The organism is Kosakonia sp. N21, from assembly GCF_050587465.1.
In the GTDB taxonomy this organism is placed as follows: Bacteria; Pseudomonadota; Gammaproteobacteria; order Enterobacterales; family Enterobacteriaceae.
On record NZ_JBOBHR010000003.1, the window covers coordinates 308,153 to 321,904 of the forward strand.

The following is a 13,752-nucleotide window of genomic DNA, read 5'->3' on the forward strand; positions in this document are numbered from 1 at the left end:
AATGCCTTATCCGGCAAGCCAATAAAAAACCGGGCATCATAGCCCGGTTTTTTTATGCGACGTGATTACAGTGCGGCGATAACAGCCTGCTGTTCAATCAGCTTCGCTTTCGCTTCTGCATAGCCTTCCAGCTTCTCACGCTCTTTCGCAATCACCGCTTCTGGTGCGCGTGCGACAAAGCCTTCGTTGCCGAGTTTGCTTTCGATACGCCCAATTTCCTGATCCACTTTAGCGACTTCTTTCGCCAGACGCGCCAGTTCGGCGTCTTTGTCGATAAGCCCCGCCATCGGGATCAGCAACTCTGCGGCGTCAACAATCTTGGTGACCGAAACCGGGCCTTTCTCGTCAGCCGGCAGGATCGTAATGCTATCCAGGCGCGCCAGCGTTTTCAGGAAGCTCAGGTTGTCGTTCACACGACGTTTTGCATCGTCGCTTGCGCTACGCAGCAGCAGCTCCAGCGGTTTACCCGGAGAGATGTTCATTTCCGCACGGATGTTACGTACGGCAATGATCGCCTGCTTCAGCCATTCGGTGTCCGCCAGCGCGTTTTCATCCACCTGAGAGGCGTCGAACGCCGGGAACGGTTGCAGCATGATGGTATCGGCGGTGATGCCTTTCAGCACTTTTACGCGCTGCCAGATAGTCTCGGTGATAAACGGAATGATCGGGTGCGCAAGACGCAGCAGACCTTCCAGCACGGTGACCAGCGTATTACGCGTGCCGCGCAGTTCCGCTTCAGAACCGCCGTTCATGACCGGTTTGGTCAGTTCCAGGTACCAGTCGCAGAACTGGTTCCAGGTGAACTCGTACAGGATGCCTGCCGCAATATCAAAGCGGAAGTTATCCAGCGCGTCGCGGTAAGCCTTAATGGTCTGGTTGAACTCGGCGAGGATCCAGCGGTCCGCCAGCGACAGCACTTTTTCGCCGCCGTTGAAGCCACAATCCTGATCTTCGGTGTTCATCAGCACAAAGCGGCTGGCGTTCCACAGCTTGTTACAGAAGTTACGGTAACCTTCCAGGCGCTTCATATCCCAGTTGATGTCGCGGCCGGTAGAGGCCAGCGCCGCCAGGGTAAAGCGCAGGGCGTCGGTGCCGTGCGGCTCGATGCCGTCCGGGAACTGCTTCTCGGTGCGCTTGCGGATTTTTTCCGCCAGCTGCGGCTGCATCATGTTGCCGGTGCGTTTTTCCAGCAGATCCGCCAGTGAAATCCCGTCCACCATATCCAGCGGGTCAATGACGTTACCCTTGGATTTGGACATCTTCTGGCCTTCGTCATCACGAATCAGACCGGTCATATAGACGGTTTTAAACGGTACCTGCGGCTTGCCATCTTCGTCTTTGATAAAGTGCATGGTCATCATGATCATGCGTGCGATCCAGAAGAAGATAATGTCGAAGCCGCTGACCATCACGCTGGTCGGGTGGAACTGACGCAGCGCGTCGGTGTTTTCCGGCCAGCCGAGGGTAGAGAAAGTCCACAGCGCGGAGGAGAACCAGGTGTCCAGCACGTCTTCGTCCTGACGCAGGGCGACATCGGCGGACAGGTTGTTTTCCTGACGCACTTCCTCTTCGCTGCGACCGACAAATACGTTGCCATCGTTGTCGTACCAGGCCGGAATACGGTGGCCCCACCACAACTGTCGGGAGATACACCAGTCCTGAATGTCGCGCATCCAGGAGAAGTACATGTTTTCGTACTGCTTCGGCACGAACTGGATGTCGCCGTTTTCCACCGCTTCGACTGCCGGTTTTGCCAGCACGTCGGCACGGACGTACCACTGGTCGGTCAGCATCGGTTCAATGACCACGCCGCCGCGATCGCCGTACGGTACGGTCAGATCGTGCGGTTTAATCTCTTCCAGCAGGCCGAGCGCGTCTACCGCGGCGACCATCGCTTTACGCGCGGCAAAACGCTCCAGTTTCTGGAACTCCGCCGGAATGTCTGCCGGGTAAACGTCGGATTCGTTGCCGTTGGTGTCGTACACCTGCGCGCTTTCACGGATGTCGCCGTCAAAGGTCAGGATATTGATCATCGGCAGCTTGTGACGACGACCCACTTCGTAGTCGTTAAAGTCGTGCGCCGGGGTGATTTTCACGCAACCGGTGCCTTTTTCCATGTCGGCGTGTTCATCGCCAACGATCGGAATACGGCGGTTCACCAGCGGCAGCACCACAAATTTGCCGATCAGATCTTTATAACGCGGATCTTCCGGGTTTACCGCTACGCCGGTATCGCCGAGCAGCGTTTCCGGACGGGTGGTGGCGACCACCAGGTAATCTTTACCGTCGGCGGTTTTCGCACCATCGGCCAGCGGATAGCGGATATGCCACATGGAGCCTTTCGACTCGCGGTTTTCCACTTCCAGATCGGAGATCGCCGTGCGCAGTTTCGGATCCCAGTTCACCAGGCGTTTGCCACGGTAGATCAGATCTTCTTTATACAGGCGGACGAACACCTCTTTCACCGCGTTGGAGAGGCCTTCATCCATGGTGAAACGTTCACGATCCCAGTCCACGGAGTTGCCGAGACGGCGCATCTGGCGGGTAATGGTGCCGCCGGATTCGGCTTTCCACTGCCAGATTTTGTCGATAAAGGCGTCGCGGCCGTAGTCGTGGCGGGTTTTCCCTTCTTCCGCGGCAATTTTACGTTCAACCACCATCTGGGTGGCGATACCGGCATGGTCAGTCCCCGCCTGCCACAGGGTGTTTTTGCCCTGCATGCGCTGGTAACGGATCATGGTATCCATAATGGTTTGCTGGAAGGCGTGTCCCATATGCAAACTGCCGGTGACGTTCGGCGGCGGGATCATGATGCAGAAGCTTTCCTGGCTTTCATCACCGTTGGGTTTGAAATAGCCCTGCTTTTCCCACTGCTCGTACAGCGGCTGTTCGATATCTTTGGGGTTGTATGTCTTTTCCATTATTTCCAGGTTGCCGTGTTCAGGTTGAAACCGGCCACGCGATAGGCTTTATAGCGTTCGCGCGCCAGTTGTTTCAGAGAGTCTTCGTAAGGGACGAAGTCTATCACTTCTGTGAAAGCGGTGGCAAAATCTGCAAATTCCACCCGCAGGCTGATTAATACATCGCGTGGGCTGCTGCTGCGCTTTTGCGGCCAGGCCAGCTCAACCGGCGCACCGCCGCGCGGACCTTCGCCCGCCAGGTTGTGCGGCACAAAGCTTTCCGGCGGACGCGCCCACAGCGCTTCATCCAGCCGGATAGCCTGTTGCTCATCGGCACAGGCGATCAACACGCGTTTGCCATTGCGCCAACGTTCTGCGGCAATCTCACACACCAGCTGTTCCACGGCGTTTAAGCCATCAACGGTGTTGTCGTTGTCCAGAAGATAGAACGTTGCAGTCTTCATAATATATGGGGTTTCTTGTGGTGGATTTAAATCTCATACCCTCACCCCGGCCCTCTCCCTAAGGGAGAGGGAGCGGTGATTCCCTCGCCCCTTTGGGGAGAGGGTTAGGGTGAGGGGGGCTTTACATTACTCTTCGCCGTTAAACCCGGCGCGGTTCAGCAGGAACTGCGACAGCATCGCCACCGGGCGACCGGTCGCACCTTTGGCTTTACCGGAGCGCCAGGCGGTACCGGCGATGTCCAGATGAGCCCAGTTGTACTTGCGGGTAAAGCGCGACAGGAAGCACCCGGCAGTGATTGCGCCGCCAGGACGGCCGCCAATGTTCGCCATATCCGCAAAGTTGGACTCCAGTTGCTCCTGGTATTCATCGCCCAACGGTAAACGCCATGCACGGTCGCCTGCCTGCTCGGAAGCGCCAATCAGCTCATGGGCCAACGGGTTGTGGTTCGACAGCAGGCCCGTGATGTGATGACCCAGCGCAATCACGCATGCGCCGGTCAGTGTTGCCACGTCAATCACCGCTTCCGGTTCGAAACGTTCCACGTAGGTCAGCACATCGCACAGCACCAGGCGGCCTTCCGCGTCGGTGTTCAATACTTCCACGGTCTGGCCGGACATGGTGGTCAGCACATCGCCAGGGCGATACGCGCGCCCGCCAGGCATGTTTTCACAGCCCGCCAGCACACCAATCACGTTGATCGGCAGTTGCAACTCGGCCACCATGCGCATCACGCCATAGACCGCCGCCGCGCCGCACATGTCGTATTTCATCTCGTCCATGCCTTCGGCAGGCTTGATAGAGATACCGCCGGAGTCGAAGGTCAGGCCCTTGCCGACCAGCACAATCGGGCGCGCATCTTCAGACGGGTTGCCTTTGTATTCGATCACCGACATCAGCGATTCATTCTGTGAGCCCTGACCTACCGCCAGGTAAGAGTGCATGCCCAGCTCGCGCATCTGCTGCTCGCCAATCACGCGGGTGACCACATTTTTACTGTAGGTGTCCGCCAGTTGGCGCGCCTGAGAAGCCAGATAACCGGCATTACAGATGTTGGGCGGCATATTGCCGAGATCTTTCGCGGCTTTGATGCCGGCCGCAATCGCCAGACCGTGCTGGATAGCGCGCTCGCCGCTGGTCAGCTCACGGCGGGTCGGTACGTTGAACACCATTTTACGCAGCGGGCGACGCGGTTCGCTTTTGTTGGTCTTCAGTTGATCGAAGCTGTACAGCGTTTCTTTTGCTGTCTCTACCGCCTGGCGGACTTTCCAGTAGGTGTTGCGGCCTTTAACATGCAGTTCGGTCAGAAAACAGACCGCTTCCATGGAACCTGTATCATTCAGGGTGTTGATGGTTTTCTGGATCACCTGCTTGTACTGGCGCTCATCCAGTTCACGCTCTTTACCGCAGCCAATCAGCAAAATTCGCTCGGAGAGGACATTCGGTACGTGATGAAGCAACAACGTTTGGCCCGGCTTGCCTTCCAGCTCGCCGCGACGCAGCAGCGCGCTGATGTAGCCGTCGCTGATCTTATCGAGTTGTTCGGCAATCGGAGAGAGTCGGCGCGGCTCAAAGACACCGACAACGATGCAGGCACTCCGCTGTTTCTCCGGGCTACCGCTTTTTACACTGAACTCCATGCACTACGCTCCTGAATCTTAAAGACAACAGCGGCGGCTACGGATAGAATTGCAAGCTTTCGTAACTCATGTCCGCTGTTGCGGTGACTTCGTGTTAATCTTAATGTTACTTCGGTTTCGGCACGTCAGAATCGGGTCTTACGCACGTATCCGCTGAGTATATTAATCTTAGCGATCATTTCGACGACTCAAGAGAATAAATGACGTTTAAGCCATGAAACAAGCGATTTTCCAGGAAAAAGACTGGTTTTTACGGGCGTAATTAAAGTGATAATCATAAGATATCTGGCGCGGGAGACGCTAAAAAGCCAGCTTGCGATCCTATTCATCCTGCTTTTGATTTTCTTTTGTCAAAAACTGGTCAGGATTTTAGGCGCAGCGGCAGACGGTGAGATCCCTACCAACCTCGTGCTCTCACTGCTGGGTTTGGGCGTGCCTGAGATGGCGCAGCTTATCCTGCCATTGAGCCTGTTTCTCGGCCTGCTCATGACGCTGGGCAAACTTTATACTGAAAGCGAAATCACGGTCATGCACGCCTGTGGGCTGAGCCGTGGCGTGCTGGTAAAAGCGGCGATGATTCTGGCGCTGTTTACCGGCGCTATTGCGGCGGTGAACGTGATGTGGGCTGGCCCGTGGTCATCCCGCCATCAGGATCAGGTACTGGCGGACGCCAAAGCCAACCCCGGCATGGCCGCGCTGGCGCAGGGGCAGTTCCAGCAAGCGACGGACGGCAACTCGGTGCTGTTTATTGAAGGCGTGGAAGGCAGTACGTTCCATAACGTGTTCCTCGCGCAAATCCGCCCGAAAGGCAATGCCCGCCCGTCGGTCGTAGTGGCGGACTCCGGCCACATTTCACAGCATAAAGACGGCTCGCAGGTCGTCACGCTCAATTCAGGGACGCGCTTTGAAGGCACGGCGATGCTGCGTGACTTCCGCATTACCGATTTCCAGAACTACCAGGCGATTATCGGCCACCAGACCGTTACGCTGGATCCCTCCGATACCGAACAGATGGACATGCGCACCCTGTTCAGCACAGATAACCCCCGCGCCAGCGCGGAGCTGCACTGGCGTTTAACGCTGGTGTTTACGGTCTTTATGATGGCGCTGATGGTGGTTCCGCTTAGCGTGGTCAACCCGCGTCAGGGGCGCGTGCTCTCCATGCTGCCCGCCATGTTGCTGTACCTGGTTTTCTTCCTGCTGCAAACCTCGCTGCGTTCAAATGGCGCGAAAGGCAAACTGGATCCGATGATCTGGATGTGGGGCGTTAACCTTGCTTATCTGGCGCTGGCGGTGGCGTTAAACATGTGGGATACGGTGCCGATGCGCCGGGTTCGCGCCCGTTTTGCCCGTAGAGGAGCGGTATAATGCAGGCTTTTGGCGTACTTGACCGCTATATCGGTAAAACCATTTTTACCACCATCATGATGACGTTATTCATGCTGGTGTCGCTCTCCGGCATCATCAAGTTTGTCGACCAGCTTAAAAAAGCCGGGCAGGGCAGTTACGACGCGCTGGGCGCGGGGTTATATACCATCCTCAGCGTGCCGAAAGATATTCAGGTCTTCTTCCCGATGGCAGCGCTGCTCGGCGCACTGCTGGGGCTTGGCATGCTGGCACAGCGCAGTGAGCTGGTGGTGATGCAGGCCTCCGGCTTCACCCGTATGCAGGTTGCGCTGTCGGTGATGAAAACCGCCATTCCGCTGGTGTTGCTGACGATGGCGATTGGTGAGTGGGTTGCGCCGCAGGGTGAGCAAATGGCGCGTAACCAACGTGCGCAGTCGATGTATGGCGGCTCACTGCTTTCCACCCAGCAAGGTTTGTGGGCAAAAGACGGTAATGACTTTGTTTATATTGAACGAGTGAAAGGTGACGATGAACTGGGCGGCGTGAGTATTTACGCGTTCAATAATCAGCGCCGTTTACAGTCTGTGCGCTATGCGGCATCGGCAAAGTTCGATACAGAACAGAAAATCTGGCGTTTGTCGCAGGTGGATGAGTCCAACCTCACCAATCCGAAGCAGGTGACCGGTACACAGACCGTGAGCAGCACCTGGAAAACCAACCTCACGCCGGACAAACTGGGCGTTGTGGCGCTGGATCCGGATGCACTGTCGATCAGCGGCCTGCACAACTATGTGAAGTACCTGAAGTCGAGCGGCCAGGACTCCGGGCGCTACCAGCTTAATATGTGGAGCAAAATCTTCCAGCCGCTTTCCGTGGCGGTGATGATGCTGATGGCGCTGTCGTTCATCTTCGGCCCGCTGCGCAGCGTGGCGATGGGCGTGCGTGTGGTGACGGGCATCAGTTTCGGCTTTGTATTCTACGTGCTGGACAAGATTTTCGGCCCGCTGACGCTGGTTTACGGCATTCCCCCTGTGGTGGGCGCATTGTTGCCAAGCGCCACGTTCTTCGTGATCAGCTTGTGGCTGATGATGAAAAAAAGTTAATCAGTACATCAAGAGAGGCTGCGGCCTCTCTTTTTTTTGGGTGCAAGGAGCCGCGCATGTTGCAGTGGGTTACCCGTACGGTTGTTCGTTTCTCTTCTATTTTTCTCTGCGGGATGCTGAGTTCGGTTCTTACGGTGGCGGTGATTGGCGCGCAGTGGTTTGCTTCTCTGGTTGGCGACAGTGTGGTGCTGGCAGTGGAAGTGCTGGTCACGCTGCTGGCGTTGGGGCTTGTAAGCTGGCTGACCCGCCGCGCGGATGCGCTGGCGCGCGCCGTCGGTACTGTCCGGCCTGGCTCGCCAGAAGAGGAACAGGCAGACCGCGTGTTATCCCGCTTTGATACCGCTGAAAAAGCGCAGGAGTTCCAGTGCCTTATATTTCTCCCGCCCGCTATCGCCGGTTTTATCCTGCTGGATGAACGCCTCTCGCTCTATGTGCACGGCGGCCTGCTGATTCTGGCCATCGCCGGGGCGTTCTGGCAGAGCCACCGTCTTGAACACCTACGCCAATTACGCGGTTATACCACCGGCTTTGGGCGTACCGTCCCGTAAGTGCTTCTCAGTAAAATCTGTTCTTTGCGCGCTTCTTCGCACCAGAGACTATGCTTTTGCATACCGTTTACCAATTAGTGGAAGACCATGTCCAGATTCTTTTTCAATGACCGCAAACAACTGGTCAATGACGCCATTGAAGGTTTGGTAATCTCAGCTCCGCACGGCAACCTCGTCCGACTTGATATCGATCCTGCCATTCGCATTGTTGCCCGCGCCGACTGGGATAAAAGCCGCGTGGCGGTGATTTCCGGCGGCGGCTCGGGCCATGAACCGGCGCATGCCGGGTTTGTCGGCAAAGGGATGCTAACGGCCGCCGTCTGCGGCGATGTGTTTGCCTCGCCCAGCGTCGACGCCGTACTGAACGCGATTGTCGCCGTCACCGGCGATCGCGGCTGCCTGCTGATTGTGAAGAACTACACCGGCGACCGGCTGAACTTCGGTCTGGCGGCGGAAAAAGCCAAACGCTACGGCCTGAAAGTGGAGATGGTGATTGTCGCGGACGACATCGCTCTGCCGGACAATAAACAACCGCGCGGCATCGCCGGGACGGCACTGGTGCATAAGATTGCGGGCTACGCCGCTGAGCACGGTAAGTCGCTCAGCGAAGTGCGCGATATCGCCCGCCAGGCTTGCGACAGTGTCTACAGTCTTGGCCTGGCGATGGAGACCTGCAACTTGCCGGGAAGCGACAGCGAAGAAGAGGGGCGCATTCAGCGCGGTAAAGTCGAACTGGGGCTGGGCATTCACGGTGAACCGGGTGCCAGCGTGGTCGATACGCATAACAGCAAGGCGCTGATTGAGACGCTGGTGCAACCGCTCAAAGTGGCGGTGGGCGACGATCGCGTGGCGGTGTTGATCAACAACCTTGGCGGCGTGTCGGCGCTGGAGATGGCGTTGCTGACCAAAGAGCTGGCGCACTCGGCGCTGAAAGATCAGATTGCTTATCTGATCGGCCCCGCGCCGCTGGTCAGCTCGCTGGATATGAAAGGCTTTTCACTGTCATTGCTGCGCCTGAACGATGTGTTTGAACAGGCGATTTGCGCCGAGGTGCAGACGGTTGGCTGGCAGAAGCCGGTACCGTTCGCACCGATGAAAACGCAGCCGCATAGCGCCGTCTATACCGGGCTGGAGAGTGAACCGTCAGAGAACCCGCAGGTGAGGGCGCTGGTCAGCAGCGCGGCGCAGACGCTGATTGGCCTTGAGAACCGCCTTAACGCGCTGGATGCAAAAGTCGGAGATGGCGATACCGGCTCAACCTTCGCCGAAGGGGCGCGGGAGATCGTGCGCCTGCTGGAGAGCAATGCGTTGCCGCTAAATAATACGGCGCAGTTGCTGCAACTGGTTGGCGAACGGCTGGCGACGGTGATGGGTGGCTCCAGTGGCGTGCTGATGTCGATTTTCTTCACGGCCGCAGGCCAGGCGGTGCACAACGGAATAGCGTTGTCGGATGCATTATTGCTCGGGCTGAAGCAGATGAAACATTATGGCGGGGCGGATCTCGGCGATCGGACGCTGATCGATGCGCTGCAACCGGCGTTAGAAGCACTGCGTGACAGCGGGCTGGATGCCGCCGTCGCCGCTGCGAAAAACGGCGCAGCCAGCACCGCCACCATGCAAAAAGCGGGTGCCGGGCGCTCGTCGTACGTCAACCGTGAAAATCTCGACGGCGTGAGCGATCCGGGAGCGGTCGCGATTGCCGAAGTGTTTACCGCCATCGCGTAATAACCCATCCGGATGGCGTTACAGGCCCGGTAAGCGTGAACACCACCGGGCCATGTGCCGGATAACGCGAGCGTATCCGGCCTTGTTACTCTGTTAAAAATCTGCTTTTAATACCACGCGATAACGGGCTTTGCCGTCACGCACGTGCTGCAAGGCGTCATTAATTTGCGACATCGGGAACAGTTCGGTGGTCGGCGCCACTTTGGCGCGCCCGGCAAACTTCATCAGCTTACGCAACTCAAAGGGTGTGCCGGTGGCAGAACCGGAGACGCTGCGATCGCCGGCGATCAGGGTAAACGCCGGGACTTCCAGCGGCTTCAGCACCGCGCCGACGGTGTGAAAATGCCCGCCGTGGGTCAACGCTTCGAAGTAAGGTTGCCAGTTCAGATCCACATTAACGGTGTTGATGATCAGATCAAACTGGCCCGCCAGTGCTTTCAGCGCGTCCGGATCGCGGCTGTTGACCACATTGTCCGCACCCATAATGCGCACTTCCGCCTCTTTCGACGGGTTAGAGCTGAACGCGGTCACCTCGCAACCCATGGCGTGCAGCAGTTTGATGGCGATATGCCCCAGACCGCCAATGCCGATCACCCCGACGCGGCTGGTGGCGGTGATGTGATGCATCAGCAGCGGTTTAAACACGGTGATGCCACCGCACAGCAGCGGCCCGGCGGTTTCGATATCAATGCTGTCCGGCAGGGGGATCACCCATTGCCAGTCGGCCCGGAGCTTATCGGCAAAGCCACCACGATTGAGGATCGTCGGCACTGCGCCTTCTTTACAGTTGATGTGATCGCCGTTGATACAGGCATCGCAGTGCCCGCAGCTTCTGGCCGTCCAGCCGATACCCACGCGCTGACCGACTTTTAAGCCTTTGTTTTGCGCAGCGCTGCCCAGTTCCACGACCCGGCCGATCACTTCATGCCCGGCGACCAGCGGGTATTGGGAGAAGCCCCATTCGTTGTTGATCATCGACAAATCGGAATGGCAGATCCCGCAATAATCCACCTGCACTTCCACATCTTCTGCCGCCAGCGGGCCTGCGTCGTATTCCTGTAGCTCCAGCGCAGCGCCGGCGTGTGGCGCGGCATAACTTTTAATGATGCTCATCACGGATTCCTTCGAGTTAGAGGGGGACGCATGAAGTGTAGGGCATCTGGCGATCCCGTGGCAGCCTGCGCGCGCAGATAGCCCGTTTCGCCAAAGCGATGCCCGCTGACGCACCGCCACCGCCCGCTTTTTAGGATTTTCCATAGGACTATTTCGGCCTGTCGGCTGTGCAACAGAATGTGTCCGTACCATCCTCAAAGAGATGCCGTACACACCCTACAGGAGCAATGAAAAATGGCTGAACAACCGCAAAGCACCGGCGATGCCGGCGTGGCTTTAATCAAGTCTTTTGAAGGGCTCAGGCTTGAGAAATACCGGGATGCTGTGGGTAAATGGACCATCGGATATGGTCATTTGATCCTGCCGAACGAGAGTTTCCCCCGCGCGTTGACTGAGGCGGAGGCCGACGAGTTGCTGCGTGACGACCTGGGCGTCACCGAACGCAGTATTCACCGGCTGGTGACAGTGGATTTAAATCAGAACCAGTTTGATGCGCTGGTGGCCTTTACCTTTAACCTTGGCGCCGGGAATTTGCAGACGTCCACGCTGCTCAAACTGCTGAACCAGGGAGAGTATGCTCAGGCCGCCGATCAGTTTCCGCGCTGGAACAAAGCGGGCGGCAAAGTGCTGGCCGGGCTGACCCGGCGACGTGAAGCGGAGCGGGCGCTGTTTTTGAAAGCGTGAACGCGAACGACGTCTCATATATGCATTGTTCATTATGCGGCCTCATACACCTTATGAGGCCGATTGATTTCCCGGCCGGTTGCCAACAGCCTGAGATGGCGCTGTTTTTTTCAGCACTTAGCGGCTTATGACAAGATCGTGACTTGCATAGCCGCCCGCGGCAGGTATAATCCAACACGTTTCCGCATCCCCTTCAGTGCCGAAGTGGCGAAATCGGTAGACGCAGTTGATTCAAAATCAACCGTAGAAATACGTGCCGGTTCGAGTCCGGCCTTCGGCACCAAGATCTCTTCCAAGACCATCCGAGAAAGTCCACCAAACCTTTTAAAATCAAGGCGTGCAGCGGTTTTTGTATCCATGGCGTCCGCCCATTCGCTCTGAGCGTACAGGCCAAACGCTGTCCGGTGTTCTTCCACGTACTTTTCACCGGAGGCGCAGGCGGCCAGCATTGCGCGGGATTTATCAGTTTCCAGCTCCGCAATCAGGGCGGTGAACTCCTCCGCCAGCTCGCGACCGCAGCGGTGGCGTGTCACGTCGCCGGGTTATCCTGCACTTCCCGGAACAGATTGCCCCGGAGGAGCGCGACCCACACCTGAAGGATAAATTCGCCCGCGAGCTGGCCGTCATTGTGCGCCAGCTTATGCAGCGGTTCAGCGACCGATGACCGCCCGCACGCTGCTCCAGTCGCAGCAGAACTCCGGCGAAGCACTGAGCATCAAGCGCGACGCCGACCCGGCATTTGATTTTTGTGGCTACCTTGAGGCGATGCCGGAAGCGAGCGGAATGTTTATGGGAAATGCGAACATCGTTCCGCGCCAGCCGCGACTCTACCTGTATCACGCCTATCTGGTGTATATGGAAGCCCACGGCTACAAAAATACCCTGAGCTTGACCATGTTCGGGAAGGGCTTGCCAACCATGCTGAAAGAGTACGGACTGAATTACGACAAACGGCGCACAAATCAGGGCATGCAGACTAACCTGACGCTGAAAGAGAAAAGCAACAGCGACTGGCTGCCGAAGTGCAATGAGGCAGTAACGAAATGACCTAACCAGACCGGCGATTGCCGGTCTTTCTTTACCCTAAATAGCCAAAAATGAAGAGCTTACTGTTCACTCTCCACTATGTGTTCGTCATTCATCTACCTGAAAATAAAGTAAAATTATCAAGAGTGAACAGTGTGGCCAGTTAATCTGAAAAAAATTCTCTTAATATGACTTAGTGGCTTTTGTTTAATGCAATTATAATGATCGCTCTAGTTGTAAATTCCCGCCGCCAGTATAAGATGCTAGGCTCTCCAAGTATTAATTATACCCCTAAGTATCTGAAAGCTTTTGGCGAGATGTGGACTTTGTAAGCATCTATGCATAAAGAGTAATAGATATTTGAACGCGATAAATAATCGTTAAAATAACAAATTAAAAATCATATCTATTTATTACATTGCATTATCTTCTCTTTAAAAAGTACCAAAATCAAGAATGCTCATCGTTAAGAATAGAGCTAAAATCGTCACGATAGGATTTATGTGCACCCAATAGTGGATTGTATTCATTTAATCTTTTACTCATTGTGTAAATACTCAGGGAGCAGTAAGCAAGCCAACACCACATAGTAAACGCTACAAAAGAAATTACTAAGGTTATAATAAACTGAGTGGAATCATTTTTTGAGCAATTTTTTACAATCTCTGTACCTATTACCAATAATAAATAAAGCATCATACCTGGTATAGCCCAGTACTGATGTCTGTGAGGGGTTATTTTTCCATTGTCAACATCATACAGACCAGGCCAGCGTAATATCGATTTAAGCGCCGGGATATACGATTGAGGTTGACTGGAATGAAATGCAATTAGCTTACATGATAAATCCCTATCTCTATGAAGACCAAATGATTGAAGACGGAACTGTTGTTCAGCTTTAGCTAATGGGTCTAAAGTTTGATCAGTTTCCTGCCTAAGCCACTTAATTGCTTTCACTTGTTCATCTGGTGATCGTGAAAAAAAATCACGACGACTGAAATGAGTATATTTTTTTGAAATCGCAGCCAAGATAGCAAGAATAATACTTGATATTACCGGGATACTCAGAACTTCTTTTAGCATCATTAACATCAACACCCTCTCTTCACAACTCAAATTAAATGTTTTTTTAACAATTCCTATCAAACTCATAAATAAGCACCAAGAAATCATAATGCTTTACAACTTTTGGAACTATACTGCA

Annotated in this window: 11 protein-coding genes, 1 tRNA gene and 1 pseudogene; 8 read left to right on the top strand and 5 right to left on the bottom strand. The window is 55.4% G+C overall.

The window, feature by feature from the left end:
* Positions 1 to 65 precede the first annotated feature (65 nt).
* From ACQ3G7_RS08600 to pepA, 3 genes are all read right to left on the bottom strand, one after another.
* Complete coding sequence (locus ACQ3G7_RS08600) at positions 66 to 2,921, bottom strand: valine--tRNA ligase (protein ID WP_430889522.1); 2,856 nt, start codon at positions 2,919 to 2,921, stop codon at positions 66 to 68.
* Complete coding sequence (gene holC, locus ACQ3G7_RS08605) at positions 2,921 to 3,364, bottom strand: DNA polymerase III subunit chi (protein WP_263098252.1); 444 nt, start codon at positions 3,362 to 3,364, stop codon at positions 2,921 to 2,923. Before holC ends, ACQ3G7_RS08600 begins: the two co-directional genes overlap by 1 nt.
* Positions 3,365 to 3,490: 126 nt before the next feature.
* A complete protein-coding gene (pepA, locus tag ACQ3G7_RS08610) occupies positions 3,491 to 5,002 on the bottom strand; it encodes a leucyl aminopeptidase (RefSeq protein ID WP_263098251.1) in 1,512 nt (503 codons plus the stop codon).
* 153 nt (positions 5,003 to 5,155) lie between these two features.
* On the opposite strand from pepA, the gene ACQ3G7_RS08615 reads away from it, so the two are divergent.
* From ACQ3G7_RS08615 to ACQ3G7_RS08635, 5 genes are all read left to right on the top strand, one after another.
* Positions 5,156 to 5,206, top strand: a complete 51-nt coding sequence (locus tag ACQ3G7_RS08615) for a hypothetical protein (protein ID WP_216848985.1) — start codon at positions 5,156 to 5,158, stop codon at positions 5,204 to 5,206.
* 63 nt (positions 5,207 to 5,269) lie between these two features.
* Complete coding sequence (gene lptF, locus ACQ3G7_RS08620; protein WP_263098250.1) at positions 5,270 to 6,370, top strand: LPS export ABC transporter permease LptF; 1,101 nt, start codon at positions 5,270 to 5,272, stop codon at positions 6,368 to 6,370.
* A complete protein-coding gene (gene lptG, locus ACQ3G7_RS08625) occupies positions 6,370 to 7,452 on the top strand; it encodes an LPS export ABC transporter permease LptG (protein ID WP_263098249.1) in 1,083 nt (360 codons plus the stop codon). The genes lptF and lptG overlap by 1 nt, the downstream gene beginning before the upstream one ends.
* A 56-nt stretch (positions 7,453 to 7,508) precedes the next feature.
* Entirely contained in the window at positions 7,509 to 8,000 is a 492-nt protein-coding gene (locus tag ACQ3G7_RS08630) for a hypothetical protein (protein ID WP_430889523.1), read from the top strand.
* Positions 8,001 to 8,087: 87 nt separating this feature from the next.
* Positions 8,088 to 9,725, top strand: coding sequence for a dihydroxyacetone kinase subunit DhaK (locus ACQ3G7_RS08635; RefSeq protein WP_430889524.1), 1,638 nt, complete (start codon positions 8,088 to 8,090; stop codon positions 9,723 to 9,725).
* A 93-nt stretch (positions 9,726 to 9,818) separates the two neighbouring features.
* Here the strand turns inward: ACQ3G7_RS08635 and ahr are convergent, their stop codons facing one another.
* A complete protein-coding gene (gene ahr / locus ACQ3G7_RS08640) occupies positions 9,819 to 10,838 on the bottom strand; it encodes an NADPH-dependent aldehyde reductase Ahr (RefSeq protein ID WP_430889525.1) in 1,020 nt (339 codons plus the stop codon).
* A 234-nt stretch (positions 10,839 to 11,072) separates the two neighbouring features.
* Between ahr and ACQ3G7_RS08645 the strand changes: the two genes are divergently transcribed.
* The 3 genes and pseudogenes from ACQ3G7_RS08645 to ACQ3G7_RS08655 form a co-directional block, all read left to right on the top strand.
* On the top strand, positions 11,073 to 11,522 hold the full coding sequence (locus ACQ3G7_RS08645; RefSeq protein ID WP_430889526.1) for a lysozyme: 450 nt from the start codon (positions 11,073 to 11,075) through the stop codon (positions 11,520 to 11,522).
* A 198-nt stretch (positions 11,523 to 11,720) separates the two neighbouring features.
* Positions 11,721 to 11,805 (top strand) — tRNA-Leu (locus tag ACQ3G7_RS08650).
* A gap of 228 nt (positions 11,806 to 12,033) precedes the next feature.
* Positions 12,034 to 12,569: pseudogene (locus ACQ3G7_RS08655) on the top strand (primase-like DNA-binding domain-containing protein); the annotation flags it as partial.
* Positions 12,570 to 12,998: 429 nt separating this feature from the next.
* Here the strand turns inward: ACQ3G7_RS08655 and ACQ3G7_RS08660 are convergent.
* The gene (locus ACQ3G7_RS08660) at positions 12,999 to 13,700 is read right to left on the bottom strand and encodes a hypothetical protein (protein ID WP_430889527.1); all 702 of its coding nucleotides are present in this window, start codon (positions 13,698 to 13,700) and stop codon (positions 12,999 to 13,001) included.
* Positions 13,701 to 13,752 lie beyond the last annotated feature (52 nt).

Excerpts from the sequence above, each read along its gene's own strand:
- ACQ3G7_RS08600 (WP_430889522.1), bottom strand. The coding sequence starts at position 2,921 with ATGGAAAAGACATACAACCCCAAAGATATCGAACAGCCGCTGTACGAG.
- holC (WP_263098252.1), bottom strand. The coding sequence starts at position 3,364 with ATGAAGACTGCAACGTTCTATCTTCTGGACAACGACAACACCGTTGAT.
- pepA (WP_263098251.1), bottom strand. The coding sequence starts at position 5,002 with ATGGAGTTCAGTGTAAAAAGCGGTAGCCCGGAGAAACAGCGGAGTGCC.
- lptG (WP_263098249.1), top strand. The coding sequence starts at position 6,370 with ATGCAGGCTTTTGGCGTACTTGACCGCTATATCGGTAAAACCATTTTT.
- ACQ3G7_RS08630 (WP_430889523.1), top strand. The coding sequence starts at position 7,509 with ATGTTGCAGTGGGTTACCCGTACGGTTGTTCGTTTCTCTTCTATTTTT.
- ACQ3G7_RS08635 (WP_430889524.1), top strand. The coding sequence starts at position 8,088 with ATGTCCAGATTCTTTTTCAATGACCGCAAACAACTGGTCAATGACGCC.
- ahr (WP_430889525.1), bottom strand. The coding sequence starts at position 10,838 with ATGAGCATCATTAAAAGTTATGCCGCGCCACACGCCGGCGCTGCGCTG.
- ACQ3G7_RS08645 (WP_430889526.1), top strand. The coding sequence starts at position 11,073 with ATGGCTGAACAACCGCAAAGCACCGGCGATGCCGGCGTGGCTTTAATC.
- ACQ3G7_RS08660 (WP_430889527.1), bottom strand. The coding sequence starts at position 13,700 with ATGAGTTTGATAGGAATTGTTAAAAAAACATTTAATTTGAGTTGTGAA.